Source organism: Amycolatopsis sp. WAC 04169, assembly GCF_003947535.1.
Taxonomy (GTDB): Bacteria; Actinomycetota; Actinomycetes; order Mycobacteriales; family Pseudonocardiaceae; genus Amycolatopsis; species Amycolatopsis keratiniphila.
In genome coordinates this window covers 133,980-158,864 of the sequence record NZ_QHJI01000003.1, presented here as the reverse complement: position 1 = coordinate 158,864, position 24,885 = coordinate 133,980, and the positions used below count along the sequence as shown (strand labels likewise).

23 protein-coding genes are annotated in these 24,885 nt (G+C 71.6%); 11 read left to right on the top strand and 12 right to left on the bottom strand.

Features of this window, described 5'->3' with window-relative positions; all coding sequences use genetic code 11:
• Nucleotides 1–80 precede the first annotated feature (80 nt).
• Nucleotides 81–2,138 (bottom strand): Stk1 family PASTA domain-containing Ser/Thr kinase, encoded by a 2,058-nt coding sequence (gene pknB / locus DMC61_RS08915; protein ID WP_125688358.1) that lies wholly within the window; start codon nucleotides 2,136–2,138, stop codon nucleotides 81–83.
• Nucleotides 2,139–2,323: 185 nt separating this feature from the next.
• Here pknB and DMC61_RS08910 point away from each other — a divergent pair, with 185 nt between their 5' ends.
• Nucleotides 2,324–2,692, top strand: coding sequence for an Rv2175c family DNA-binding protein (locus DMC61_RS08910; protein ID WP_016332683.1), 369 nt, complete (start codon nucleotides 2,324–2,326; stop codon nucleotides 2,690–2,692).
• Here the strand turns inward: DMC61_RS08910 and DMC61_RS08905 are convergent.
• Nucleotides 2,661–3,827, bottom strand: a complete 1,167-nt coding sequence (locus DMC61_RS08905; protein ID WP_125688356.1) for an MFS transporter — start codon at nucleotides 3,825–3,827, stop codon at nucleotides 2,661–2,663. The two genes, DMC61_RS08910 and DMC61_RS08905, sit on opposite strands and share 32 nt — an antisense overlap.
• Nucleotides 3,828–3,849: 22 nt before the next feature.
• Between DMC61_RS08905 and DMC61_RS08900 the strand changes: the two genes are divergently transcribed.
• Nucleotides 3,850–4,410, top strand: a complete 561-nt coding sequence (locus tag DMC61_RS08900) for a CGNR zinc finger domain-containing protein (protein WP_125688354.1) — start codon at nucleotides 3,850–3,852, stop codon at nucleotides 4,408–4,410.
• A 59-nt stretch (nucleotides 4,411–4,469) separates the two neighbouring features.
• Here DMC61_RS08900 and DMC61_RS08895 read toward each other — a convergent pair whose 3' ends face one another.
• From DMC61_RS08895 to DMC61_RS08875, 5 genes are all read right to left on the bottom strand, one after another.
• The gene (locus DMC61_RS08895; RefSeq protein ID WP_125688352.1) at nucleotides 4,470–5,258 is read right to left on the bottom strand and encodes an LLM class F420-dependent oxidoreductase; all 789 of its coding nucleotides are present in this window, start codon (nucleotides 5,256–5,258) and stop codon (nucleotides 4,470–4,472) included.
• Entirely contained in the window at nucleotides 5,255–6,184 is a 930-nt protein-coding gene (locus tag DMC61_RS08890) for a phytoene/squalene synthase family protein (RefSeq protein WP_125688350.1), read from the bottom strand. The genes DMC61_RS08895 and DMC61_RS08890 overlap by 4 nt, the downstream gene beginning before the upstream one ends.
• The gene (gene crtI / locus DMC61_RS08885; RefSeq protein ID WP_125688348.1) at nucleotides 6,181–7,656 is read right to left on the bottom strand and encodes a phytoene desaturase family protein; all 1,476 of its coding nucleotides are present in this window, start codon (nucleotides 7,654–7,656) and stop codon (nucleotides 6,181–6,183) included. The genes DMC61_RS08890 and crtI overlap by 4 nt, the downstream gene beginning before the upstream one ends.
• A complete protein-coding gene (locus DMC61_RS08880; RefSeq protein WP_125688346.1) occupies nucleotides 7,656–8,747 on the bottom strand; it encodes a polyprenyl synthetase family protein in 1,092 nt (363 codons plus the stop codon). Before DMC61_RS08880 ends, crtI begins: the two co-directional genes overlap by 1 nt.
• 122 nt (nucleotides 8,748–8,869) lie before the next feature.
• Nucleotides 8,870–9,418, bottom strand: a complete 549-nt coding sequence (locus DMC61_RS08875) for a CGNR zinc finger domain-containing protein (protein WP_125688344.1) — start codon at nucleotides 9,416–9,418, stop codon at nucleotides 8,870–8,872.
• Between the two features lie 47 nt (nucleotides 9,419–9,465).
• On the opposite strand from DMC61_RS08875, the gene DMC61_RS08870 reads away from it, so the two are divergent.
• Both DMC61_RS08870 and DMC61_RS08865 read left to right on the top strand, forming a co-directional pair.
• The gene (locus DMC61_RS08870) at nucleotides 9,466–10,134 is read left to right on the top strand and encodes an AzlC family ABC transporter permease (protein WP_125688342.1); all 669 of its coding nucleotides are present in this window, start codon (nucleotides 9,466–9,468) and stop codon (nucleotides 10,132–10,134) included.
• Complete coding sequence (locus DMC61_RS08865) at nucleotides 10,131–10,436, top strand: AzlD domain-containing protein (protein ID WP_125688340.1); 306 nt, start codon at nucleotides 10,131–10,133, stop codon at nucleotides 10,434–10,436. The genes DMC61_RS08870 and DMC61_RS08865 overlap by 4 nt, the downstream gene beginning before the upstream one ends.
• On the opposite strand, the gene merB is transcribed toward DMC61_RS08865, so the two are convergent.
• Nucleotides 10,433–11,110, bottom strand: coding sequence for an organomercurial lyase (gene merB / locus DMC61_RS08860; RefSeq protein WP_125688338.1), 678 nt, complete (start codon nucleotides 11,108–11,110; stop codon nucleotides 10,433–10,435). The genes DMC61_RS08865 and merB overlap by 4 nt on opposite strands.
• A gap of 136 nt (nucleotides 11,111–11,246) precedes the next feature.
• On the opposite strand from merB, the gene DMC61_RS08855 reads away from it, so the two are divergent.
• From DMC61_RS08855 to DMC61_RS08845, 3 genes are all read left to right on the top strand, one after another.
• Nucleotides 11,247–12,131, top strand: a complete 885-nt coding sequence (locus DMC61_RS08855; protein WP_125688336.1) for a methylenetetrahydrofolate reductase — start codon at nucleotides 11,247–11,249, stop codon at nucleotides 12,129–12,131.
• 42 nt (nucleotides 12,132–12,173) lie between these two features.
• A complete protein-coding gene (locus tag DMC61_RS08850) occupies nucleotides 12,174–13,859 on the top strand; it encodes a DUF885 domain-containing protein (RefSeq protein WP_199749941.1) in 1,686 nt (561 codons plus the stop codon).
• Between the two features lie 294 nt (nucleotides 13,860–14,153).
• Nucleotides 14,154–15,035 carry a DMT family transporter gene (locus DMC61_RS08845; RefSeq protein ID WP_125688332.1) on the top strand — a complete coding sequence of 294 codons (882 nt, stop codon included), beginning with the start codon at nucleotides 14,154–14,156 and terminating at the stop codon, nucleotides 15,033–15,035.
• Here DMC61_RS08845 and DMC61_RS08840 read toward each other — a convergent pair.
• Nucleotides 15,032–15,595 (bottom strand): N-acetyltransferase, encoded by a 564-nt coding sequence (locus DMC61_RS08840; protein ID WP_016332697.1) that lies wholly within the window; start codon nucleotides 15,593–15,595, stop codon nucleotides 15,032–15,034. The two genes, DMC61_RS08845 and DMC61_RS08840, sit on opposite strands and share 4 nt — an antisense overlap.
• Nucleotides 15,592–16,113 (bottom strand): YbaK/EbsC family protein, encoded by a 522-nt coding sequence (locus DMC61_RS08835; protein WP_125688330.1) that lies wholly within the window; start codon nucleotides 16,111–16,113, stop codon nucleotides 15,592–15,594. The genes DMC61_RS08840 and DMC61_RS08835 overlap by 4 nt, the downstream gene beginning before the upstream one ends.
• Before the next feature lie 221 nt (nucleotides 16,114–16,334).
• On the opposite strand from DMC61_RS08835, the gene DMC61_RS08830 reads away from it, so the two are divergent.
• The 4 genes from DMC61_RS08830 to DMC61_RS08815 all read left to right on the top strand — a co-directional run bounded on the left by DMC61_RS08830 (nucleotide 16,335) and on the right by DMC61_RS08815 (nucleotide 19,624).
• A complete protein-coding gene (locus tag DMC61_RS08830; protein ID WP_016332699.1) occupies nucleotides 16,335–16,817 on the top strand; it encodes an SAV_6107 family HEPN domain-containing protein in 483 nt (160 codons plus the stop codon).
• 24 nt (nucleotides 16,818–16,841) lie between these two features.
• Nucleotides 16,842–17,606 carry a maleylpyruvate isomerase family mycothiol-dependent enzyme gene (locus DMC61_RS08825; RefSeq protein WP_125688328.1) on the top strand — a complete coding sequence of 255 codons (765 nt, stop codon included), beginning with the start codon at nucleotides 16,842–16,844 and terminating at the stop codon, nucleotides 17,604–17,606.
• Between the two features lie 153 nt (nucleotides 17,607–17,759).
• Nucleotides 17,760–18,443 carry a VOC family protein gene (locus DMC61_RS08820; protein ID WP_125688460.1) on the top strand — a complete coding sequence of 228 codons (684 nt, stop codon included), beginning with the start codon at nucleotides 17,760–17,762 and terminating at the stop codon, nucleotides 18,441–18,443.
• A gap of 95 nt (nucleotides 18,444–18,538) precedes the next feature.
• Nucleotides 18,539–19,624 (top strand): GNAT family N-acetyltransferase, encoded by a 1,086-nt coding sequence (locus DMC61_RS08815; RefSeq protein WP_125688326.1) that lies wholly within the window; start codon nucleotides 18,539–18,541, stop codon nucleotides 19,622–19,624.
• An 18-nt stretch (nucleotides 19,625–19,642) separates the two neighbouring features.
• On the opposite strand, the gene def is transcribed toward DMC61_RS08815, so the two are convergent.
• Both def and DMC61_RS08805 read right to left on the bottom strand, forming a co-directional pair.
• Nucleotides 19,643–20,146: a peptide deformylase gene (def, locus tag DMC61_RS08810; protein ID WP_016332703.1), complete on the bottom strand. Its 504-nt coding sequence runs from the start codon at nucleotides 20,144–20,146 to the stop codon at nucleotides 19,643–19,645.
• Nucleotides 20,147–20,183: 37 nt separating this feature from the next.
• Entirely contained in the window at nucleotides 20,184–24,806 is a 4,623-nt protein-coding gene (locus tag DMC61_RS08805; protein WP_199749943.1) for an ATP-dependent helicase, read from the bottom strand.
• Between the last annotated feature and the right edge of the window lie 79 nt (nucleotides 24,807–24,885).

Genomic DNA, 24,885 nt, shown 5'->3' with positions numbered 1-24,885 from the left:
TCACGCCGTCGACGACCACCATGCGCTCACGGTAGCCGATGACCATGCCGGTACTGAACGGTTTCAAAGCACCTTTCGCGTCACCCGAAGCCCTTGATCTTCACTTTCGTGCCCTTGGGCACCTTGGTGCCCGGCTGCGGATCCTGCTCCAGGACGAAGTCGAAACCACCGTTTCCGCCGCCGTGACCGTTCCCGTTTCCGCGACCCTGACGGTCCGGCTCCAGACCCGCCTGTTTCAGGATCTGGATCGCCTCCTCCATCCGCTTGAAGGTCACGTTCGGTACTTCGACGGCGTTCGAAACGAACACGCCGATCCGGCGGTTGCTCGCCTTGCCGCCGCCCTTCGGGTCGGTGCGGATCACCTGACCGGCGGCGAACTGGTCGGAGAACTCCTCGCCCGCCTGGAACGGCTGGAAGCCCGCCTGCTGCAGGATCTGGAACGCCGCGTCCTTGGTCTGGCCCGTGACGTCCGGGACCGGCGGCAGCGGCTCGGGACCCTTGGACAGGATGATCGTGACCTGCCCGCCGATGTTCAGCTGAGAACCGGGGCCCGGGTCGACGCGGATCACCTTGTTCTTGGCGACGTCGCTGTACTCCTGCTCGCCCTGGACCGGGGTCAGCTGCGCGGCCTTGATCGCCGTCTCCGCGTCCTGCTGGCTCGTCCCGGCCTGGATGTCGGGCACGATCGGACGGCCCTTCGACAGCACGACGTTGACCGTGGCGCCCGGCGCGAGCGCCGTGCCCTCCGCCGGGTCGGACCGGATCACCGTGTGCTGCGCGGCGGTGTCGCTGTACTCCTCGGTGTAGGCCGGGGTCAGCTTCGCCGACCGGAGCGCGTCGCCGGCGGCGGCCTGGTTCATCCCGGCCAGCTTCGGCACCGACGACGACGTCGGGCCGGAGTCGTTGAGGATGAAGGCGAACGCGCCGATCAGGCCGCCGAGGACCAGGACCGCGGCCGCGATCATCAGGTAGAGCCGCTTGCGCGACCCCGGCTGCTCGTCGCCGGCCGCCGGTTTGGGGCGCGGGGGAGGCGTGCGGGGCGGCTGCGCGGCCGGGATCTGCGGCTCGCGGTGCAGCGCCTGCGTTCCGCGCGGCCCGGTGACCGGAAGGGTCGCCTCGGCGACCGGGGGCAGCACGGTCGTCGCGGCGGAGGCCGGAGCCACCGCGGGGACGGCGGGGATGCCGGGAGTGGTGCGCTCGGCGTCGGTCTCCCGGTCGGCGTCGGCGGGCAGCGGGACGGGCACCGGGACCGCCGGGACACCGAGGACGGTGCGCAGATGGTTCAGCTCGGCGAGGAAAGCCGCGGCGTCGGCGGGCCGCTGCTCGGGGTCGCGGCGGGTGGCGCGCAGGATCAGCTCGTCCAGCTGCGGCGGTATACCCGGCCGCAGCTCGCTCGGGCGCGGGACGTCGTCGTTGACGTGCCGGTACGCCACCGAGAGCGCGGTGTCGCCGGTGTACGGCGGGCGGCCGGTGAGCATTTCGTACAGCAGGATCCCGGCCGAGTAGACGTCGCCGCGTGAGGTGGTCGCGCCGGTGGCTACCTGCTCGGGCGAGACGTAGGCGACGGTGCCGAGGATGACGCTCGAACTCGTGGTGCCCGCGCTCGCGACCGCGCGGACCAGCCCGAAGTCGCCGACCTTGACCACGCCGCCCGAAAGCGCGGTCCCGCCGCGGCCGATGAGGACGTTCTCCGGTTTGACGTCGCGGTGCACCAGACCGGCGGCGTGCGCCGCGGCCAGCGCGGAGAGGACCGGTTCGGTGATGCTCAGCGCGAGCGCGACGTCCAGGGGACCGCGTTCGGCGAGCAGCTCGCGCAGGGTCCCGCCGTCGACGAGTTCCATCACCAGGAACGCGCGGCCGGACTCCTCGCCGCCGGGGGTGTCGAAGCCCTGGTCGTGCACCGCCACCACGTGCGGGTGGTGCAGCCGGGCCGCCGAACGGGCTTCCCGTTCGAAGCGTTCGACGAAGGACCTGTCGTCGGCGAACCGCGGGTCCATGATCTTGATGGCGACCTGGCGGTCGAGGCGGGTGTCGACGCCGCGGTACACCGACGACATCCCACCGCGTGCGAGCAGCTTGTCCACCCGGTAGCGGCCCTCGAGCAGAGTGCCCACCAGCGTGGGGTCCGTGCGTGTCACGGCTATGGATCGTACGGAAGTACCCATGTTCTGGTGTACGGGACCTGGGTCGCCGGGGATCACGATTCCCGTCATTTCGTCGAATCGGCGGTATCCGTGACCGGGTGGGTACTTTCCGTCATGGCCCGGCTCGTCACCCGTGCGCACTAACGGAGGGGGAGACGGAATGTGGCACAGTGTCACCTGTGAGTGGTATTCCCGTCGCCGACGACGTTCTCGATGCCGATGTGGCCGTCCTCCCGCTTCCGGAGGTCGCGACCGCGCTGAACGTTTCGGCCAACAAGGTCCGCCAGATGCTGCGCGACGGCCACCTGATCGCCGTCCGACGCAAGGGCGAGCTGTACGTCCCGGCCGCGTTCCTGGTGAAGGACGGCGTGGTCAAGGGCCTGGCGGGCACCATCACCGTGCTCGCGGACGCCGGGTTCAGCCGGACGGAGATGCTGCGCTGGCTCTTCGCCGAAGACGAGACCCTGCCCGGGATCACCCCGGTCAACGCGCTCCGCACCAGCCACGGCACCGAGGTCAAGCGGCGCGCGCAGGCGATGGCCTTCTAGCTCCCACCAGCGCATACGTGGCGGCCGCGAGAAGCTGGAATCCCGCCGCGGCACCCAGCGCGGCGGTTACGGAGAGTGCGCTCAGCGGCCCCGCGACCGCGGCTCCGACCGCGAGCCCGGTGATCTTCACGCTCGCCGCCGTCGTGAAGACCTGAGCCCGCACCGCCGCGGGTGCTTCGCGATGCCGGATGGCGAACAGCGCCGAAAGCTGCGGGCCTTCCGCGAAACCGGCGAGCACGGCGGCGGCCAGCAGGGGCACCACGCCGGGTCCGGCGGCCGCGAGCAGGAAACTCGCGCCCAGCAGGACGGTGCTGGCGAGCACGGTGCGATCCGGCGGTGGCGGTCTGCGGGCCAGCACGGCGTTCGCGACCAGTGACGCGGCGGCCATCACGGTGAGCAGGAGCGCGCCGAACCCCGGATTCCCCAGTCGCTGGGCGCCGAGCAGTGGATAGCAGACCACGGCGATCCCGATGCCCACGAAGGACACGGTGGACGTCGCGGTGGCCCGCAGCAGCGCGCGGTTGCGGAAGAGGATCGCGAACCCGTCGGCCAGCTGACGGCGGATCGGTCTCGTGGGCTTCGCTTCGGTGGCGGGCAACGCCCATGCGGCGGGGAAGGCGGCCGCGACCAGCGTGATCGCGAGCGCGACCGCGGCCGGTGCGCCGGCGTACGCGGCCACGAGCCCGGCGAGTCCCGGCCCGGCGAGGCTCGCTGCGGTGAACGTCATCGCGTCCAGCGTGCTCGCCCGCTCCAGCGGTGTCGCGCCGCGGACCTGCGGCAGTTGCGCCGTCCACCCGCCCGCCAACGCGGGGTTGAGCAACCCGGCCGCGACGGCCACCGCGATCGCCGCGGGGACTTCGACCAGCGCGAGCACCGCGCCGAGCCCGCCCGCGTACGCGAGCAGCGCCCACGCCAGCAGCCGTCCCGGCCGGGAACTGCGGTCGAGCAGGGCGCCGAGCAGCGGCCCGCCCGCCGCCGCGGAGATCGTCAGGCCCGCGAGCAGCGCGGATCCGGTGGCGGCCGAGCCGTCGATGCTCACGCCGAGCAGGAGCAAAGCCGGCCCGGACAACTCGTCGCCGGTCCTGGCGACCGTCGCGCCGGCCAGGTAGACGGCGAGACTGTAACGGCCTCTCATGGCTGAGACGTTACAGTGGGGTATGACTTCAGCGCAGCGGGATTTCCTGCCCGGCCGGTCGGCGCGGGCGGCGGCACAGCGGGCGGTGGATCTGCTGGTTGTGCTGCTTTCGCCGGATCCGTCGGTTTCCTCGGTCCGTTCCGTCTTGGAAGCGCACGGCGAGACGTCGGTCGAGTTGGCGCCGCCGGACGTGACGTCGTTGCGTGCGGCGGCCGCGGAACTGCGGGAGGTGTTCGCGGCGCGGGATGTCGCGGAGGCGGCCGATGTGCTCAACCGGCTGCTGGCCCGCTACGCGCATCCGCCGCGGCTGACCGATCACGCGGACGGGTTCGGCTGGCATCTCCACGTGGACGCCGACGACGACGGGCCGTGGGGCGCGTGGCTGGTGACGTCGTCCGCGCTGGCGCTGGCCGTGCTGCTGTCGGACCGTCAGGCGCCGCCGGGTGGGTTGTGTGCCGCTTCGGGGTGTGGGAAGCCCTTCGCGCACTTGGGTGGCGGGAGCCCGCGGCGGTACTGCTCGACGCGGTGCGCTACCCGGGAGCGGGTGGCGGCTCACCGGCGCGATCGGTCCCGGATGTCATGAAAGGGCCGTTCAGGACAAGAAACGTCCTGAACGGCCCTTTCATGACATTTGCGAGCGGGTCAGGACTGCTGCTTGTCCCGCCACTCGATCCAGGACCGCAGCTTGTCCAGGTTGTAGTCGGGCCCGCCGGTCGCCACGGTGAACAGCGAGACACCCAGCTCCAGCAGCTTCGGGCCCAGCTCCTCGGGCTCGCCCTCGACGGCGACCGAACGCTCGATCTCCTTCGGGTCGCGCCCGACGTCGGCGCAGTGCTGGTCGAGGATCCTGACCTTGCGCTCCACCACCTCCGGGTCGCCGAAGCCGTGCCAGATGTCGGCGTGCTTCGCGACCAGGCGCAGCGTCTTCTTCTCGCCGCCGCCACCGATCAGCACCGGGATCTTGCGGGTCGGCGCCGGGTTCAGCTTGCCGAACCGGCTCTCGATACGCGGGAGCGCCTCGGCCAGATCGTCGAGCCGCCCGCCCGCGGTGCCGAACTCGTAGCCGTATTCGTCGTAGTCCTTCTCGAACCAGCCGGAGCCGATGCCGAGGATCAGCCGTCCGTCGGAGATGTGGTCGACGGTGCGGGCCATGTCGGCGAGCAGTTCGGGATTGCGGTAGCTGTTGCACGTCACCAGCGCGCCGATCTCGACCCGCGACGTCGATTCCGCCCAAGCGCCCAGCATGGTCCAGCACTCGTAGTGCAGTCCTTCGGGCTCGCCGTAGAGCGGGTAGAAGTGGTCCCAGTTGAAGACGATGTCCACACCGAGCTCTTCGGCCTCCGAAGCCGCCCGGCGGATCGCCTTGTATTCGGCGTGCTGGGGCTGAAGCTGGACGCCGATCCGGATCTTCCTGTTCGAAGCAGAGGTCATGACCGCAGCCTAAGCCTGGAGTTGCTCCACGTGCTCGCCAACAGCCCCGGCAGAGCTACACCCAGCCGACGGCGGCGGGGGACGACCGCGCGGGTGTTCAGCACGTCGTACCCGAGGGCCACGATCTCGTCGAGGATGCCTTCGTAGAGCACGAGCGCGGTCCGCACGCATTCGCGGGATTCCGCGCGCAGCAACGGGATGCCCGCTTCGGCGCGGCGGTACACGGCGCGGTTGCGCGCCACCGCGACGGCGAGCGCGCGCCGGACGCGACGGTCGGGCAGGCCGCGGGCGCGGGAGAATTCGAGCAGCTCACGGTCGACACCGAACGCGGCCAATTCGTCGGCCGGCAGATACAGCCGCCCTCGGTCGAGGTCCTCGCCGACGTCGCGCAGGAAGTTGGTCAGCTGGAACGCCTCGCCCAGCGCGGCGGCACCGGGCACCGCCTCCTCGACCGGGACGACGGTGCCGAAGATCGGCAGCATCTGCAGTCCGATCACCTCGGCCGAACCGTGGACGTACTCCTTGAGGTCGGCGTAGGTCGCGTACTCGGTGATCTTGAGGTCCATCGCCATGGACCGCAGGAACGCGTCGAACAGTTCGCGGTCGAGGTCGTGGCGCCGCACGGTGTCGGCGAGCGCGGTCAGCACCGGGTCGGCGGGCGTGCCGCCCTCGAAGACCCGCGCGACCATGGCGGTGACCTCGTCCAGCGCGATCGCGGGATCGGTGCCGGGGGCGGGGTTGTCGACCACTTCGTCCGCCATCCGAGCGAAGCCGTACAGCGCGTGCGCGAACGGCCGCGTCCGCGGCGGCAGCAGCCGGGTCGCGAGGAAGAAGGTGCGGCCGTAGTGCGCGTTGATGCGGCGGCATTCGGTGTACGCGGCCCGCAACGCCGGCTCGGTGATCCCCGCGGCGTCGAGTTCGCTCATCGGCCGGTGACCCTTCCCGCCGCGAGCCTGCCGGAGATCACCACCGGCGGGATGCCGACGCCCGGCGTGGTCCCGCAGCCGGCCAGGACGACGTTGTCCACCGCCCGCATCAGGTTCCCCGGCCGGAACGGGCCGGTCTGGGCGAAGGTGTGCGCGAGCGAGAACGGCGTGCCCGCGGTGAGCCCGCGTTCCGCCCAGCCCGCGGGGGTGATCATCTCGTCGACGGAGAAGTCGTCCGCGAAGCCGGTGAGGCCGCGGTTTTCCAGCGTGCGCAGGAGTTCCGCGCGATACGCGGGGCCGACGCGGTCCCAGTCGATCTTGCCGCGGCGGAGGTTCGGCGCGGGGGCCAGTACCGAGAGCACCTGGTCGCCGCCGGGGGCGAGGGCCGGTTCGGTCGCCGTCGGCCGGGTCACCAGCAGCGAGGGGTCGCTCATCAGTTTGCCTTCGCGGATGATCTCCGAGAACGTCTTCTCCCAGGCGTGGCCGAAGAAGATGGTGTGGTGGCCCAGATCCGGCCACGACTTCGGCGCGTGCCCGTGCAGGACGACGGCCGACGGTGAGTACCGCAGCGGCAGCGGACGCCGGGGGCGGGCGCCGAGCAGCCGGTACGCGGTGCCGAGTTCGGTCGCGAGAACCACCGTGTCGCAAGGGATCCGCTCGCCCGTGCGGGTCCGCACCGCGCGCACCCGCGAGGAAACCCTTTCCAGCCAAGCGGCTTCGGTGCCGAAGCGCAGCTCCGCGCCGGCGCGTTCGGCCGCCTTCGCCATCGCCCGCGCGATCTCGCCCATGCCGCCCGACGGGTAGTAGACCCCGCCGACGGTGTCCATGTAGGAGATGACGCCGTACGCGCCGATCGCGCGCGCCGGATCGAGCCCCGCGTAGAGCGCCTGGAACGAGAACAGCCGGCGCACCCGGTCGTCGCGCAGGAACCCCTCGATCTTCGGACCGAGCCGTCCGAAGCCGCCCAGCGCGGCCAGTTTCGCCAGCTCCGGGCGCACGAGATCGAACGGCGAATCGAAGTTCGCGCCGATGAAATGGTCCTTCTGCACCGCGTACAGCTCGGTCAGCCAGCGGCGCAGCCGCCGGTAGCCCTCGGCCTCGGCCGGACCGGCGGCCTCGCGGATCTCGGCCTCCATCGCCGCCGCCTCGGTGTGCACGGCGATCGTGCTGCCGTCGGCGAACCTCGCGCGATAGGCCGGGTCGAGCCGCGTCAGCGTCAGGTTGTCCGCCAGGGATTCGCCGACGGCGGAGAAGGCCTCGTCGAGCAGCTCGGGCATGGTCAGCACGCTGGCGCCGGTGTCGACGGTGTTGCCGCCGAAATCGGCCTGTCCGGCTCGGCCGCCGGGGGTCTTGTCCTGCTCCAGCAGGGTCACCCGGCGTCCGGCGCCGAGCAGGTGCAGCGCCGCCGACAGCCCGGCGAGCCCGCCACCGATCACCACCACGTGGTCACTCGGACCGGTGACAGTGCGCATCAGTACGTCCGCTGGGTCGCCTTGACGACCAGCCCGGTCAGCGCGGCGGGAGCGGGTTCGGCCAGGCGGGCGCGGTCGAGCGCGGCCATCGCGGAGTCGGTGAGCTCGTCGATACGGCGTTCCACCGCGTCGACGGCGCCGACGTCCTGCAGCGCTTCCCGCACGGTCTCGACGGCGTCTTCGGACAGATGCGCGTCACCGATGGCGTCGGAGATGACCTTCGCCGCCGCGTCCTTGCCCTGTTCGGCCGCGCGCTGGAGACCCAGCGCGACCAGCAGCGTGCGCTTGCCCTCGCGCAGGTCGTCGCCCGCGGGCTTGCCGGTGACCGACGGGTCGCCGAACACACCGAGCAGATCGTCGCGCAGCTGGAACGCCACGCCGACCTCGTCGCCGAACTCGCGCAGCGTCGCGATCAGCGCGACGTCCGCGCCGCCGAGCGCGGCACCGAGGTGCAGCGGGCGCTGGACGGTGTACGCAGCCGTCTTGAGCTTGCAGATGTGCAGCGCCGCCTCGGGGGAGGCGTCGCCGGTGGCCTGGGTGCGGACGTCGAGGTACTGCCCGGCGAGCACCTCGGTGCGCATCGCCCGCCACGCCGGCCGCGCCGCCGCGAGGGCCGCGGGCGGGAGCGGGGCCTCGCCGAACATGTCGTCGGCCCAGGCCAGCGCGAGGTCGCCGACCAGGACGGCGGTCGCGAGCCCGAACGTGCTCGGCGAACCCAGCCAGCCGCTGTCGGCGTGCAGTTTCGCGCCCGCGATGTGCACCGTCGGCGAACCGCGGCGCGAATCGGAGGAGTCGATGAGGTCGTCGTGGATCAGCGCGCACGCCTGGATCAGCTCCAGGCTCGCCACCGCCTGCAGCACGCCTTCGACGTCCGGCCCGCCCGGGTCGCCGCCCGCGCCGCGCCAGCCCCACCAGGCGAACGTCGGGCGCAGGCGTTTGCCGCCGCCGAGCACGAATCCGGCCAGCGCGTCGATCCCGGCCCCGACCGTCGGCTCGGTGCGGCGGATTTCGGCACCGGCGCGCTCGAGGAACCCGGCCAGCGCCCGCTCGACGTGGGCGGGCAGATCGGCGTCGTAGGCGGACGTGTCCATGAGCACATCCTCCGGGAAGGACGTCGTCGTGACCCAGTCGGGTGCCTTCGAATGTGGCGGAACTCGCCGCATTTAGTCCTCTGAATGCGGTAGTTGCACGCGCAAGGACCGCATTCAGAGGACTAACTGCGGGTCTTGTCGTAGTGTCGCTTCGCCCGCGCCCGGTTCCCGCAGTCCGACGAACTGCACCAGCGCCGCGACCGGTTGCGCGTGTGGTCGGTGAAGATCCAGCCGCAGCCGGGGCCCTCGCACTCCCGGATCCGCTCCAGCTCCCCGGACCGGAGCAGCTCTTCGGCCGCCAGCGCGAGGAAATGCGGCAACGCGGTGCCGTCCACCAGCGGCACCGTCCACCGCAACGGCAGGGACGGCGTGAGCCCGGCGTGCCGGTACGCCGCCAGCAGCGGCTTGCGCAACGCCGTGACGTCCGGCGGATCCGACACCAGCACGCGGTACAGCGTTTCGCGGAAGTCCTTCACCGCCTCCAGGACGGCCTCGGAGATCTCCAGCCGTTCGGTGCCCGCGCCCACCAGGACGACCCACTCGGACAGCCGTTCCGGAGCGGAAAGCCGGTCTTCCCGCCGGGCCGGATCGCGCCGCCAGGAAACGGTGTTGACCAGGTCCAACGGCACGCTCCCGCCGATGCTGTCGTACCCGTCCCAGTGGGTGTCCATGACTTCTCCTAATGGTCAAAACTAGTTTAGCTTGTTAGGGTCGAACCATGACAACGCTCCGGCACAACTATCTGGCCGGCGCCCGTGTCGGGCTCGGGCTGGGTGTGGCGACCTTCGTCCTCGGAGTCACCTTCGGCGCGTACAGCCAGACCCTCGGCTGGGGGATCGCCGCCCCGATCGTCGCTTCGATCGTGGTGTTCTCCGGCTCGGCCCAGTTCGCGATGGCCACCGCGCTCGCGGGCGGCGGCAACCTGGCCGACGCGCTGCGCGCGGCCGCCCTGATCAACGCCCGGTTCCTGCCGATGGGCGCCGCCGTCGCCGCCGACCTGCGCGGCGGCCGCCTGCGCCGCGCGTGGGAAGGCCAGGCCGTCGTCGACGGTTCGTGGGTCGCCGCCCACCTCGGCGAAGGGCGCTTCGACCGCGAGAAACTCATCGGCTGCACGATCGTCCAGTTGCCCGCGTGGGTGCTGGGGACGGTGCTCGGGGTCCTGGCCGCGCCGCCACCGGACGTCGTCTCACGGTTCGGGCTCGACGTCGTGTTCCCCGGCTTCTTCCTGGTCCTGCTCATCGACGAACTGCGCCGTTCGCGCCAGGCGGTGCTGACCGCGGCGCTCGCCGCCTGCCTCGCCGGGATCCTGGTGCTGTTCGTCCCGGTCGGGCTCGCGCTGATCGGCGCTTCGGCCGCCGCACTGCTCGGGCTGGGGGTGCGGCGATGACGCTCTGGCTCGCGATCGTCCTGGTGGCGCTGGTCAGCATCGGGTTCAAGGCGGCGGGACCGGTCCTGCTCGGCGATCGGACGCTGCCGCCGCGGGTCGCGGCCGTGATCGCGCTGCTGGCGCCCGCGCTGCTGGCCGGGCTCGTGCTCACGGACGTCACCGGCCCGGCCTGGTCCGGGCTCGACTGGACGCTCTGCGCCGGCCTGGCCGCGATCGCGGTGACCTACGTGCTGCGCGTACCGGTGCTCGCCGCGATCCTCTGCGGGGTCGTCGTCACGGCCGTGCTGCGGTTCCTGGTCTAGTGCCAGAACGGGCCGCTCAGCCCGGCCTGTGCGAAATACGCGGCCGCGGCGGCCGGGTCCCGGCGGGTGTAGCCGTGGTCGAGCCTGCCGTCGTACCAGCCCGCCGCGAGCCGCCACAGCGTCGCCAGATCCATGACGTAACCCTTGTCCTGTCCCGTTTCCGTCAGCCATTCGTCCACACAGGACTCACCGCAGAACAGGCGCTGGTTGGCGCAGGTGTGCACGACGTCGTCCCACATCCGCGCCACCGGGACCAGGAAGTGCGCGACCAGATCACCCTTCGGCGGGGTCCGGTCGTTCACCATCAGCGCCTGGGGCTCGCCGCAGCCGCGGCAGCGGGTGGACACCAGCACCTCGGGCTCGGCCTTGACCAGATGCGGGATCGCGAACGCGTCCCACGCGCAGCCGCCCCACCACAACGTGCGCTCGCCCATCACCGAGAACCCGAGCGGGATCGCCGCGAACGGATGCGCCAGCACGACGTGCTCGCACTCGTCGAGCACGAGATGCCGCCGCTCCGCGAGCCGATGCAAGGCCTGTTTCGCCACCGCGAGCGAGCCGTGGGCGGCGTCGGCCAATTCCGGGGCCGTCGGCGGCCTCCCGTGCTCGGCGAACGCGCGGTAGACCGCCACGCGGACGTCTTCATCCCAGCTGGTGTCGGTTTCGGCGCTCATGGCGGCTCCCTGTGCTCACCACCGAGTCTCCCCAGCCGGGCACCGCTCGGCAACCGCTCGTACGTGGCTCAGATCGCACGTCCATAGCCTGAGAGGGGGCTCCCAACCAGCGGACAATCCCCCCTAACATGGCCGTATGACGTCGGTGGTCGAGCGGTTGCAGGGTGATGGACCCGTGTTCTCCATCGAGTTCTTCCCGCCCCGGGACACGGCCGACGAGGCCGTGCTGTGGAAGTCGATCCGGGAACTCGAGCCGCTGGACCCGGCGTACATGTCGATCACCTACGGCGCCGGTGGCTCCAGCCGGGACGGCACGATCCGCAGCATCGCCCGCGTCGCCACCGAAACCACGCTGGTGCCGATGGCGCATCTCACCGCCGTCGACCACTCGGTGGCGGAACTGCGCAACGTCATCGGCTGGTACGCCGCCGTCGGCGTGCGGAACATCCTCGCGCTGCGGGGCGACCCGCCGGGCGACGTCTACGGCGACTGGGTCCCGCATCCGGACGGGCTGAACTACGCCGAGGAACTCGTCGAGCTGGTGCGTTCGCTCGGCGACTTCTGCGTCGGCGTCTCGGCGTTCCCGTACGGCCACCCGCGTTCGGCGAATCTCGAAGCCGACACCGAGTACCTGGTGCGCAAGCTCCGCGCGGGCGCGGATTTCGCGATCGCGCAGCTGTTCTTCGAGCCGGAGGACTTCCTCCGCCTGCGTGACCGGGTGGCGGCCACCGGCTGCGAGGCCCTGGTCATCCCCGGCATCATGCCGCTGACCACGCCGCGGACGCTGCACACGTCCATCAAGCTGTCCGGCGCGCCCGCCCCGCGTCGGCTGCTGGACCGGCTCGAACCGCTGGCGGGCGACCCGAAGGCCTTCCGCGCCGAAGGGATCGACGCGGTGACCGAACTGTGTGAGCGGCTCATCGCCGAAGGCGTCCCCGACCTGCACTTCTACACGTTCAACCGGTCCAAGGCCACGCGTGAGGTGGTCGGCAGGCTCGGGCTGGTCCCCGCCCGGGCGTAACTCCGTACCGAAGTCGCGTGCGATCCCGGTAGCGTGCCGGGCATGGCTTCAACCGCGCGAAATGTGCACGAGATCTGTGACCGGTACGTCGACGAGTACGCCGCGGCCGACCCGGTCGCCGCGACGACTTTCGGTATCTCCGGATACGACGACCAGCTGACCGACTATTCGCCCGCCGGGCACGCGGCCAGGGCCGCGATCGCCACGCGCGCGCTGGCCGAGATCACCGCGGCCGAACCGGTCGACGACGGCGAGCGCGCGGCCAAAGCGGTGTTCAGCGAGCGGATCGCGCTGAACCTCGAGATCCACGAAGCCGGCCTCGACCTCGCGGCGCTGAACGTGATCGAAAGCCCCGTGCAGGAACTGCGCATGGTCTTCGACTACATGCCCACCGAGACCGCGGACGACTGGGCGACGATCGCCGCCCGGATGGCGAGGGTGCCCGAAGCGCTCGACGGTCTCCGTACCTCGCTGCTCGCGGCCGCCGACGCGGGCCGGGTGTCGGCGTTGCGACAGGTCGGCAAGGTCGCCGAACAGGCCGAAACCTGGGCCGGGCTGAAGGACGAGACCGGATTCTTCGAGACCCTCGTCGCCGACGCGAAGGACGTCGACGAGAAGCTCCGCGCCGAACTCGGCCAGGCCGCTCACGCCGCTCAGGAGGCGTACGCGGAGTTCGCCGGGTTCCTCCGCGCCGAACTCGCCCCGCTGGCGCCGGTCAAGGACGCCGTCGGCGCCGAGGTCTACCAGCTGTGGTCCCGGGTGTTCACCGGCGCCACCCTCGACCTGGACGAGGCCTACGCCTGGGGCTGGGCCGAGTTCACCCGCCTCGAAACGGAGATGCGCGAGGTCGCCGGCCGGATCAAGCCCGGCGCCACCCTCGCCGAGGCGGCCGCCGCCCTCGACGCCGATCCCAAGTACCTCGTCCGCGGCCGGGCGGAATTCCAGGCCTGGATGCAGAACCTGTCCGACAACGCGCTGAAGTCGTTGCGCGGCAAGCACTTCGACATCTCCGACCGGGTGATGGCGCTGGAGTGCAAGATCGCCCCGCCCGGCGGCACCGTCGGCGCGTACTACACCGGCCCGAGCGAGGACTTCTCCCGCCCCGGCCGCATGTGGTGGTCGCTGCCGCAGGGCCGGGACGAGTTCACCACCTGGCGCGAGGTCAGCACCGTCTACCACGAGGGCGCGCCGGGTCACCATCTGCAGATCGCGACCGCGGTCGACCAGTCGGAGTCGCTGAACAAGTACCAGCGGCTGCTGGCGTTCACCTCCGGGCACGCCGAGGGCTGGGCGCTGTACTCCGAGCGGCTCATGGAGGACCTCGGGTTCCTCGCCGACGACGGCGAACTGTTCGGCATGCTGTCCGAGCAGCTGTTCCGCGCCGCGCGGGTGATCGTCGACATCGGCATGCACCTGGAACTGGAGATCCCGGCGGGCACCGGTTTCCACGAGGGCGAGCGGTGGACGCCCGAGCTGGGCCTGGAGTTCATGCTCACCCGGACCGTCACCGACCCGGCCCACGTGCACGACGAGATCGACCGCTACCTGGGCTGGCCGGGGCAGGCGCCGTCGTACAAGCTCGGCGAACGGCTCTGGCTCACCGCCCGCGAAGAGGCCCGCGCGCGGCAGGGCGACGCGTTCGACATCAAGCAGTTCCACACGCGGGCGCTGGCGCTCGGCGGGATGGGGCTGGACACGCTGCGGGAGATGCTGGCCGCGCTGGACTGAGCCGCCGCTCTTCCCCAAATGTCATGAAAGGGTCGTTCCTGACGAAAAATGTCAGGAACGACCCTTTCATGACATCTCGCCCTCCGCGTGCCGTAATTCACGTGCCCCGCTACCGCGGCCTTGATACGTTCCCTCCCGTGCACCGGATCTTTCTCGTCACCCCACCACCCGCTTCCTGAGCGGGGTGTGTCCGGCCGCGCGGCGTTCCAGCCGCCCGGCCGATCCGTGCTGCACTGAAGCACCCCGCGTCGTCGACGTCCTTTCCGACAGACACAGACGCAGGAGCGTTTCCCCATGTCCGTTGCCGTACCCACGCGCGCCCGATCGTCGGCCGCGCTCGTCCTCGCCGGCGTCCTCTGGGGGACCGGCGGCCTCGCCGGATCCCTGCTCGCCTCCCGCGCGGGGCTCCATCCGCTGAGCGTCGCCGCGTACCGGCTGCTCATCGGCGGCGTGATCGCCACCGGCTATCTCTGGCTCACCGGAGGCCTTCGCGGCCTTCCCCGCACGCCACAGGCCCGTCGCCGCCTCCTGGCGGTCGGCGGGTTGTTCGCCCTCTTCCAGACCAGCTACTTCGCCTCGGTCTCGCTGAGTTCCGTGAGCGTCGCGACGATGACCACCATCGGCAGCGCGCCGGTGCTGCTCGCCGTCGCGACGGTCGTCAAAACCCGCCGCCTTCCCGGAGCGTGGACGGCGGTGTCCCTGGCCGGGTCGCTCGCCGGGCTCGCGCTGCTGCAATGGACACCGGGGCAGGAGGTCGACGTCGCCGGCGTGCTGTTCGCCCTGCTCGCCGCGGCCGGGTTCGCCGCGCTGACGCTCGTGACCGCGACCCGCGTCGAGGGGCTGGATCCCTTGCCCACCACGGCTTTCGGCTGCCTGATCGGCGGTGCCGCGCTCACCCCCGCCGCCTTGTGGTTCGGGATGGCCGTGCCGCTTCAGGCCGATGTGCTCGCGCTCGTCGTCTACTTCGGCGTCGTGCCCACGGCGCTGGCGTACGCCGCGTACTTCCGCGGCCTCGAAAGCGCGCATCCCGTCCTGGCCGCGTTGTCCGCCCTGCTCGAACCGCTGACCGCCGCGCTGCTGTCCATGGCCGTACTCGGGGAACGGCTCGGCGCCGTGGGCTGGTGCGGCGCGGTGGTGCTCATCGCCGCGCTCGCCGTCGCCTACACCAAACCCTAGAGCGGCAGCGTCCGGCCGAGGATCGCGAAGGGCCGCGGATCCCCGGCGAAGTGGTAGTCCCGCAGCACATCGACGAATCCGACGCGCCGGTACAGGTTCCAGGCCCGGCTGGTGCCTTCCGGCGTGGAAAGGAGGACATGCGCGCTGGGCACGCCGTCGAGCAGCCGTCGCAGGAGGTCCTCGCCGATCCGCTTCCCCTGGCTTTCGGGGCTGACGTGGATCTCGGTGAGCTCGAAGTAGTCGGACATCCAGTGCTCGGCGGCGGCCTGGCCCTCACGACGGGTCAGGCCGTGGCGGACCTGCTCGTGCCACCACTGGCCGCCGCGGCCCTTGTAGCCGTAGGCGAGCCCGAGCAGGACGCCGTCCGCGTCGAGCGCGGCCATGCAGCGCCAGCCTTCGCGCAGCGCGTGCGTGAGCCACATCGGCGCACGTTGCTCGGCCGTGCCTTCGGGATAGCGCATGGCGTTGACGTAGATCGTCAGCGCCTCGGGGAGCCGGGCACGGAACTCGTCCGCGGACAGCTGGACGTAGCGGGTGCATTCCGAGGACATCGCGGTCACGGGCGCCCATCCTGCCCGTCGCCCGCGACGTCCGCGGGAGTGCCCCCGGTCAGCGCGACGAGGCCGTCGAACGTCGTGGGGTACACCGACTTCGGATGCCCGGCGGCCGCCCAGACGACTTCGTGGGCGCGTAACGCGGTGTCGACGAGGGTGGTCAACGCCTTCGGGTGACCGACCGGGGCGACGCCGCCGATCGGCTGCCCGGTGTGCGCGCGGACGAAATCCGCGTCCGCCTTGCCGATCTCGCCGGCGCCGGTCAGCGAAGCGAGGAGGGCCGTGTCGGCGCGGTGCGCGCCGGAGGTCAGGGCGAGCAGGGCGGTTTCGGCGTCGCCGGTGCGGCTTCGGAAGACGAGGCTGTTCGCGATCGCGCCGACCTCCACACCGAGCGCTTCGGCGGCCTGGGCGGCCGTGCGGACTTCGGCGGGGAGGATCCGGATCCCGTCCGCGGCGGCCTGCTGGCCCGCCTCGGCGAGCGCGGCCGCGACCTTGGCCACCGAGGGATGGTCGATGGTGCTCATACGCCTATGAGATCACGTGGCCGGGGCCGTGTCCCGCACCACATGCGGCGATCACCCCGCTACGGGGTTGAAGAAATGAGCACTTCAGGGTTACATTGGACTTGTTCGAACAGACGTTCGACGTTCGGTGAGCGCGCACCGGTAGGTGCCCGGCGCGGGGGCGGGGGAAGCGCCTCGGCGCCGGGCACCGGCCGGCGCTCACGTACAGGAGGAGGGTCGTCATGTCCGTTTCGGTCGTGTCCCCCGACGAAGCCGAGAGGCCGGGGGGCACCGCGCAGCCCGCCCTGCCCATGTCGTTGCGCCCGCCGGCACCACCCGCGGCGGTCTCCTTGTACGCACAGGCGAGGCGGGGGCTCGCCGAAGCAGAGCGGGAAAGCGATCCCGCGGAGCGGTTCATCGGGGCCTATCTCGCCGCGCTGCGGGGCGCCGCGGCGGTGCTGGAGGCCCGCGGCCGCCCGCACCGGGGCCGTGCCCGGCCGGCGAGCGGCTGGGTGCTGCTCGACTCCGTCGCGCCCGAGCTGAAGGAGTGGGCGGCGTTCTTCGCGGCCAACTCGGCGACGCGGGCCGCCGCGCAGGCGGGGATCACCGGCAAGGTCACCGTCGAACTGGCGGACGAGCTGACGCGGGCCGCCACGGTGTTCCTGGAACTGGTGCGACGGGTGGTGCACGGGCTGCCGATGGGTGATTCGGCGTATGTGGCCTGAGCGGCCGGGGAGAGGGGGTGCCCGATGGCCGGGCAGGCCATGATCGACCAGGGCAGGTTCCTGGAGGTGATCGGCGCCGAAACCGAGCTGATGGCTCAGGTGGCGCACACCGCGTCCGCCGACGCGCCGGTCCCGACCTGCCCCGGCTGGACACTCGGCGAGGTCCTCCGGCACGTGGGCAGCGTGTACCGGGTCACCCGCCGCTGGATCACCGACGGGCGGCGTCCCGAGCACTGGCAGCGCAAACCGGGGCCGGGGCAGAGCCTGGAGGAGTTCTTCCGCGAGGGCCGGGACGAGCTCGTCGCCGAGCTGTCCGCGCACGATCCGGACGAACTGGCGCCGACCTGGTGGCCCGCGGACCGCAGTTACGGGTTCTGGCGGCGCCGGATGGCGCACGAGACGACGATCCACCGGATCGACGCGGAAAGCGCGGCCGGCCGTGAGGTCTCGGAGATCCCCGAAGACGTGGCGGTCGACGGGATCGACGAGGCCCTGGTGCTGTGGTTCGGGCAGCGGCTGCCGTTGCTCGGGCTGTCCGGCACCAAGACCGGATCGGTCGGTGTCCGCACCGCGGGCCACACCTGGATCGCCAGAGCCGGGCCCGCGGAGACGGTCGCCTGGCGGTGCTCGGCCGAGGAAGCCCAGCGCGCGGACGATCTGATCACCGGGAAACCGGACAAGATCTACCGCTGGCTCTGGGGCCGGGCGGGTCCGACGGCGGTGACGGTCAGCGGAGACCAGGACATGGCGGGACAACTCTGGGCCCTTCTGCGGCTCGCGACCCGATGACCGGTCGGTGGGGAAGCCAAACCGGTCAGAGTCGGTCGACGGAGCTGAAGATGTGTTCGTAGAGCGACCGAACACGTGAACCCCCGGCTGCCGTTGATCGCGGGTTCACCTACGACAAGGAAAGTGTCGGTGGTGCCGTCTAGGTTCACCGGTGTGGTGGCACAACTGGTGAACCTGGTCTTCGACTCGGCCCTTCCCAGAGATCTGGCGGGTTTCTGGGAAGGGCTGTTCAGCTGGGACGCGCCGTTCGAGCCGGCGTTCCGGTCCGAAACGCGGCCCAAAGGGCGCAAGAACCGGCTGCATCTGGATCTGGCGAGCCGTTCGCCCGGGCACCAGGCCGAGCTGGTGGACCGTGCGCTGTCCCTCGGCGCACGGCATATCGACATCGGCCAGGGGCCGCCGGAGGAGAAGCGGGTGCCGTGGGTGGTGCTCGCGGACCCCGAGGGCAACGAGTTCTGCGTCCTGGAGCCTCGAGAGCAGTACGAGGGCACCGGCGCGATCGCGGCGGTCGTCGTCGACGCCCTCGACCCGGAGCGGCTCGCGCGGTTCTGGGCGGCCGCGCTGGGCTGGGAGATCGGCGTCCGGGAAGAGACGATCGTGGGCCTGCGGCCGCCGGACGGTCGCGGCCCCTGGGTCGAGTTTCTCGCCACGAAAGCGGACAAGGTGGAGCGGAACCGGCTGCGCTTCGAGATAGCGCCGGTGCCGGGCGGGAGCCGGGCGGCCGAAGTCCGGCGCCTGCTGGGGCTGGGCGCGCTCGGGCGCGGTACGGCGAGACAAGGCGCCGTGTCCCTGGTGGATCCGGAGGGCAACGAGTTCAGCGTGCTCACGCCCCGCTGAGTGTTTCGCCCCGGTTGCGCGGCGGCGTCGAACGCTGACCTGAGCGAAACACCCGCGCCGTGGGCAGGCAACAACCGACCGGGACCGTTGAGGTCATGGAGACCTATCGAGCCCGGCCCACCCTGGTCCATCCCGGCGAAGAGACGGCGGCCGCGTCGGCCTGGCGTGTCCGGATCCGCGTGGACGACCGGCCCGGCACGCTGGCCAGGATCGCGATCCGGCTGGCCGACCTCGAGTGCAACATCCTCGGGCTGTCGGTGCTGCCGGTGCCCGGCGGCGTGCTCGACGAGATCGTCCTGCGTCCGGCCACCGGCCTGCCGCGGCAGCTGCTCATCGACGCGATCCGCGACGAAGGATGCGAATGCTCCGCGGTCGTCGACGCGGATCTGGCGGAACTGGTCGATCCTGCCACCGCGACGCTCACCGCGGCCAAACGAGCCGTCGAGGAACCCGGTGGCCTCGCGGAGGTGCTGCGCGGCATCCTGGCGGCCGACGTCGTCACGAAGGTCCCGTCGATCGAGTCGAACCCGGCCCGCACGGAAGGCGGGCACCGCGCGGTGTTCCCCGCGGGGGACGGCGCCGCGTTCGTCGCCCGCCGCCGGTGGTCGCCGTTCGTCGAGCTGGAATTGAGCCGTGCCGTCGCGCTGACCCGCCTGGTCGCCACCGTCCGCGACAACGTGACCGGCCCGATCGTGCTCGACCGGGCCGACGGCGCCGCGATCGTCCTGCGCAAGGGCGTCCCCGGCGACGCGGAAGCGGTGTCCGCGCTGCACCAGAGATGCTCGATGACGACGCTCTTCCACCGCTACCACACCGGAATGCGTGCCGTACCGCGTCGCTGGCTGCACCGGCTCCTGATGCCGCCGCGCGGGATCAGCCTGCTCGCGGTCTGCGGCCGCGACGTGATCGGCCTCGGTCAGCTGATCCCGCCGGCCGACGGCGGCGCGGCCGAAGTCTCGCTCCTGGTCGAGGATTCCTGGCAGCGCCAAGGCATCGGCACGGCTTTGCTGGCCCGGCTCGCCACGCTCGCCACGTCCAAGGGGGAGCGCGAACTCACCGCCGTCTGCCTGCCCGGCGACGATTCCCTGTACCGCACCGCCGTCCGCGTGGGGCTCCGCCCCGAACGCGCCCCCGGCGACCCGGGCACCCTGCGCTTCACGCTCCCCGACCCGCGCATTTAGTCCTCTGGATGCGGAGGACTACTTGCGGTTCCAGAACCAGTCTTTGCCCCGCGCCTCGCCCAGCGCGCGCTTCTTGCGCTCGGGAGTGAGCCGCTCCAGGTACAGCTTGCCGTCGAGGTGATCGGTCTCGTGCTGCAGGCACTGGGCGAGCACGTCGACACCCTCGACCTCGACGGGCTCGTTGCGCAGGTCGACACCGCGCACCACGGCGTGCTTCGCGCGCACGACCGGGAACCACAGTTCCGGCACCGACAAGCAGCCCTCGCCGATCTCGTGCGTCTCCTCGGACAGCTCGACGATCTCCGGGTTGATCACGTACCCGCTCAGCCCGCCGACGTCGTAGCTGAACACCCGCAGCCCGACCCCGATCTGTGGCGCCGCGAGCCCGGCGCGCCCGGCCGGTTTCACCCCGTCCATCAGATCGGTCACCAGCGACTCGATCTTCTTGTCGAAGGTCGTGACCGGGTCGCATACGGTCTTGAGCACGGGATCCCCGAAATAGCGCAGGTCGCGCATCACCATGTTCGAACGTCCTTTTCCGCAGGCCTGAGCGGTGATTCTAGGCCCGCAGGCGCAGACCCTTGGGAGTCGCCCGGAATCCCGCCTCCTGAAGGACGGTCGAAAGCTCCGAGGTGAGCGCCACCTCGCCGTCGGCCTTCTGCACCGCGAGCTGCCCGAGCCAGCCTTCCCGCACCGCCGTGGACAGCGCCCGCGCGGCCGACCGCAACGTCTCCTGATCCTCGGTGAAGCTCAGCAGCGACCGGCCGCCGCGTTCGACGTACATCGCCGGGACACCGTCCACGAGCACCGCCAGCGCGCCCGCTTTCCTTGCCGGACGGTGCTTCGTGTCGCCCGTCGCGGCGGGCCACGGCAACGCGGCACCGTAGGGCTGGGCCGGATCCGCGGCGGCGAGTACGACGGCGCCTTCGGTGGTCGTGCGCTGATTCCCGGATTGCGCGCGCAGCCTGTCGACGGCGCCCTTCGCCGCGAACTGCGCCGCGCCGAGCCCCTCGACCACGTACCCCCGGACGACCTGGCCCGAATCCTCCATACCGCGCAAAACCTTGTAGATTCCGGAAAAACCGCCCGTCACACGCTCGGTGTCGAGAGCTCCTCGGGTGAGGACGCCGTGCCGCTCCAGGAAGGCCTCGGTCCGCGCGTGCGCGCGCCTGGTCGGATCCGGTTCGCGAACGGGGGTCAGGGCCCAGCGTCCCGCGACCGTCGGCGGCCCGGTGCGCGAAGGCATCGCCGGACGCCCTGCCCGAAGCCGCGCGTACCGCCCGCGAGGAGCCTGCCGCCGTGGCTTGTGCGCCGCGCCGGAACCGGAGACCTGGGCCCGCAGCGGGCCCAGCGTGTCCCCGGTGACCAACCCGGCCCACACGAGATCCCACAGCGCCGCCACGACTTCGCCGTCGTTGGGCGGGGTTTCGACCAACGGCGACGCCCGGTCCACGAGCTGGCGGAAGAACTGCGCGCCACCCTCCAAAGTGGACAGAATGGCTTCGTGGAGCGGACCGGACGGCAGATCGTCGTCGAGATCCGGCAACAGCAGATCGGCGACGTCGGTGGGCGCGAGCGCCAGCCAGCCGTCCCCACCGGACAGGGAACCGCAGCCGCACCAGGTGACTTCGCCCGCCGTGGTGAGCTCGTCCAGCAATGAAGGGGTGTAGCCGGGCAACCTGCTCGGCAGGATCAGGGACTCGACCGCGCTCGCCGGGAGCGGGGCGCCGGCCAGTTGCTCGACCACGGACAGCACGTCGTCCGCCGTCGGCGCCGACCGCACCCGTGCGCCGATACCGTGCCACGACGGCAGGAAGCGGCCCAGCGCCGCCGGCTCGACCGGCTCGACTTCGGCCCGTAGCCGGGCCAGCGACGCGCGCCGGAGCCTGCGCAGCACCGACGCGTCGCAGAACTCGATGCCGACGCCGTGGGTCTCCGGATGCCCGACCGGGCTCAGCTCGCCCCGGACCAGCCTGCCCTGCGCGGTCAGCCTGTCCAGTACGCCGGTGACCACGGCCGTCCCGAGGCCGAACCGCTCGGCGGCCTGACGGGCGCTGAACGGGCCACGGCTTCGCGAATAGCGGGAAAGCAGGTCTCCGACCGGATTCTCGACCGGTTCGGTGAACGCCTCCGGCACCCCGACCGGCAGCGCGGTGCCCAGCGCGTCCCGCACCCGGCCCGCGTCCTCGATGGCGATGAACCGCTCTCCGCCACCGATGCGTACCCGGATCACCCGTCGCGCGGCTTCCAGCTCCTCCAGCCATTCCCGCTGGATACCGCGCGCGGCGGCCTCCTCGATCGAGAGATCACCGAGGAACCGCAACAGATCCGCGGCGTCCTCGGCGTTGCGGGCGTGCCTGTCCGGGTCGAGCCGCTGCAGGGAGCGCTCGACCTCGGCGACGACCTCGGCGTCCAGCAGTTCCCGGATCGCCTCGGTGCCGAGCAGTTCGGCCAGCAGCGTCGAATCCAGCGCCAGCGCCGCCGCGCGCCGTTCCGCGAGCGGGGCGTCCGTTTCGTACAGGAACATCCCGACGTAGCCGAAGAGCAGGCTGCGCGCGAACGGGGACGCCGACGGCGTCTCGACCTCGACCAGCTTGACCTTCCGCGACCGGACGTCGGTCATCAGTTCGCGCAGCCCGCCGACGTCGTACACGTCCTGCAGGACTTCCCGCATCGCTTCCAGCACCACGGGGAACCGCTCGTACTTGGCCGCGACCGAAAGCAGCTGGGACGCGCGCTGCCGCTGCTGCCACAGCGGGGTGCGGCGGCGCGGATCCCGGCGGGGGAGCAGCAGCGACCGCGCCGCGCATTCCCGGAACCGTGCGGCGAACAGCGCCGAACCGCCGACCTCGGCGACGATCAGCTGCTCGACCTCTTCCGGATCGAGCAGCACGTCTTCGACCCCGATGGTGACCTCGGCGCCGTCCATGTCCAGCGCCTCGGGCAGCCGCAGCACGATGCCGTCGTCGGAATGCGCCACCTGGGCGTCGACCCCGCGGTTCTCCCGCAGCCGGGCCGCGATCGCGAGCGCCCACGGTGCGTTGACCTGCGCGCCGAACGGCGAGTGCAGGATGACGCGCCAGTCGCCCAGCTCGTCGCGGAACCGTTCCAGGAGCACGGTTTTGTCGTTCGGCACATGGCGGGTGGCCGACTTCTGCTCTTCCAGGTACGCCAGCAGGTTGTCGCACGCGTACTCGTCCAGCCCGGCGACGGCGGCGCGTTGCCTGGCCGCCGACGGCTCCGAAGTGGACAGTTCACGGACGAACGCGCCCAGCGCCCGCCCCAGTTCCAGCGGGCGGCCGGGGGCGTCGCCCTTCCAGAACGGCATCCGGGCGGGCTCACCCGGCGCGGGGACCACGATCACCCGGTCGTGGGTGATGTCGGTGACCCGCCAGGAGGAGGTGCCGAGCAGGATCGTGTCCCCGACGCGGGACTCGTAGACCATCTCCTCGTCGAGCTCGCCCACGCGCGACCCGGGTTTGTCGTCGCCGCCCGGCGTCATCACGGTGAACAGGCCGCGGTCGGGGATCGTGCCGCCCGAGGTCACCGCCAGCCGCTGCGAACCCGGGCGGCCGTGCAGCTCGCCGGTGACCCTGTCCCAGGTGATCCGGGCGCGCAGCTCACCGAACTCCTCGCTGGGGTACCGGCCGGCGAGCATGTCGAGCACGGCGAGCAACGCGTCGTCCGGCAGGGACGCGAACGGAGCCGCGCGACGGGCCAGGGCGGCCAGTTCGTCGACCGTCCACGATTCGAGCGCCACCATCGCCACGACCTGCTGCGCGAGCACGTCCAGCGGATTCCGCGGATACCGCACCGCCTCGATCGCGCCGGACGCCATCCGCTCCGCCACCACCGCGCAGGAGACGAGGTCGCCCCGGAACTTCGGGAACATCACCCCGCTCGACACCGCGCCGACCTGGTGCCCGGCCCGGCCGACCCGCTGCAGCCCCGAGGCGACCGTCGGCGGTGCCTCGATCTGCACGACGAGATCGACCGCGCCCATGTCGATGCCCAGTTCCAAAGAGGACGTCGCCACGACGCACGCCAGCCGGCCGGACTTGAGCTCCTCTTCCACATGCGTGCGCTGCTCGCGCGACATCGAGCCGTGGTGGGCCCGCGCGATCACCGGCGCCGCGCCGGTGGTGAGCCCGGACTGGCCGATCGCCTCGGCCGGATACCGCTGATCCGGCTCCAGCTCGCTCTGTTCCGCCACGAGTTCGTTGAGCCGGGCCGTCATCCGCTCGGTGAGCCGCCGCGAGTTGGCGAACACGATCGTCGACCGGTGCGCCTGGATCAGTTCGAGGACCCGCTCCTCCACCGCGGGCCAGATCGACGGCCGCCGCGGTGCGCCGTCGATGTCCTCCAGCGAGCCGGGCAGGCGCGCGAGGCCCGCGTCGAGGTCTTCGTTCTGCTTCGGCCCCTGAGGACCGTCGAGATTGGACATGTCCTCGACCGGGACCTCGACACGGACCTCGATCGTCTTCGCGAGCTTCGGCTGGACGATGGTGACCGGCCTGCCGCCCGCCAGGAACGAGGCGACCTCGTCGATCGGCCGGACCGTCGCCGACAGCCCGATCCGCTGGGCGGGCTTCTCCAGAAGGGCGTCGAGCCGCTCCAGGGACAAGGCCAGATGCGCGCCGCGTTTGCCGCCCGCGACCGCGTGCACCTCGTCGATGATCACCGTCTCCACGCCGCGCAGCGAATCGCGGGCGGAGGAGGTGAGGATGAGGAACAGCGACTCCGGCGTGGTGACCAGTACGTCCGGCGGGGTCTTGCCGAACGAGCGCCGCTCGGCGGCCGTGGTGTCGCCCGTGCGCATGCCGACGCCGATGTCCGGCACCGGCAGCCCCAGCCGCCGCGAGGCCTGCGAGATACCCGCCAGCGGCGCCCGCAGGTTGCGCTGGACGTCGACCGCCAGCGCCTTCAGCGGCGAGACGTAGAGGACGCGGCAGCGTTTCCGCGGCTCGGAGGGCGGCGGCTCGACCGACAGCCTGTCCAGCGCCCAGAGGAAGGCCGACAGCGTCTTGCCCGAGCCCGTCGGGGCCACGACCAGCGCGTGTTCCCCGGCGTGCGCGGCACGCCACGCCCCTTCCTGCGCGCGGGTGGGCGCGGCGAAGGCCCCGGTGAACCAGTCCCTGGTCGCGGGGGAGAAGAGGTCGAGTACGTCTGCCACGCCCTCCATACTGCGCCGGACCACCGACAGTTTCGCTCCGAGGGCTGTGACGAGGCACCCGGTCGGGACGAGATCGGCGGGTTCCGCA

Coding starts and splice junctions, on each gene's coding strand:
- DMC61_RS08825 (WP_125688328.1), top strand. CDS start 16,842: ATGGCCGGGCAGGCCATGATCGACCAGGGCAGGTTCCTGGAGGTGATC.
- DMC61_RS08895 (WP_125688352.1), bottom strand. CDS start 5,258: ATGACCTCTGCTTCGAACAGGAAGATCCGGATCGGCGTCCAGCTTCAG.
- DMC61_RS08805 (WP_199749943.1), bottom strand. CDS start 24,806: ATGGAGGGCGTGGCAGACGTACTCGACCTCTTCTCCCCCGCGACCAGG.
- DMC61_RS08830 (WP_016332699.1), top strand. CDS start 16,335: ATGTCCGTTTCGGTCGTGTCCCCCGACGAAGCCGAGAGGCCGGGGGGC.
- DMC61_RS08855 (WP_125688336.1), top strand. CDS start 11,247: ATGACGTCGGTGGTCGAGCGGTTGCAGGGTGATGGACCCGTGTTCTCC.
- DMC61_RS08875 (WP_125688344.1), bottom strand. CDS start 9,418: ATGGACACCCACTGGGACGGGTACGACAGCATCGGCGGGAGCGTGCCG.
- def (WP_016332703.1), bottom strand. CDS start 20,146: ATGGTGATGCGCGACCTGCGCTATTTCGGGGATCCCGTGCTCAAGACC.
- merB (WP_125688338.1), bottom strand. CDS start 11,110: ATGAGCGCCGAAACCGACACCAGCTGGGATGAAGACGTCCGCGTGGCG.
- DMC61_RS08865 (WP_125688340.1), top strand. CDS start 10,131: ATGACGCTCTGGCTCGCGATCGTCCTGGTGGCGCTGGTCAGCATCGGG.
- DMC61_RS08845 (WP_125688332.1), top strand. CDS start 14,154: ATGTCCGTTGCCGTACCCACGCGCGCCCGATCGTCGGCCGCGCTCGTC.
- DMC61_RS08850 (WP_199749941.1), top strand. CDS start 12,174: ATGGCTTCAACCGCGCGAAATGTGCACGAGATCTGTGACCGGTACGTC.
- DMC61_RS08900 (WP_125688354.1), top strand. CDS start 3,850: ATGACTTCAGCGCAGCGGGATTTCCTGCCCGGCCGGTCGGCGCGGGCG.
- DMC61_RS08880 (WP_125688346.1), bottom strand. CDS start 8,747: ATGGACACGTCCGCCTACGACGCCGATCTGCCCGCCCACGTCGAGCGG.
- DMC61_RS08870 (WP_125688342.1), top strand. CDS start 9,466: ATGACAACGCTCCGGCACAACTATCTGGCCGGCGCCCGTGTCGGGCTC.
- DMC61_RS08835 (WP_125688330.1), bottom strand. CDS start 16,113: ATGAGCACCATCGACCATCCCTCGGTGGCCAAGGTCGCGGCCGCGCTC.
- DMC61_RS08890 (WP_125688350.1), bottom strand. CDS start 6,184: ATGAGCGAACTCGACGCCGCGGGGATCACCGAGCCGGCGTTGCGGGCC.
- DMC61_RS08815 (WP_125688326.1), top strand. CDS start 18,539: ATGGAGACCTATCGAGCCCGGCCCACCCTGGTCCATCCCGGCGAAGAG.
- DMC61_RS08905 (WP_125688356.1), bottom strand. CDS start 3,827: ATGAGAGGCCGTTACAGTCTCGCCGTCTACCTGGCCGGCGCGACGGTC.
- crtI (WP_125688348.1), bottom strand. CDS start 7,656: ATGCGCACTGTCACCGGTCCGAGTGACCACGTGGTGGTGATCGGTGGC.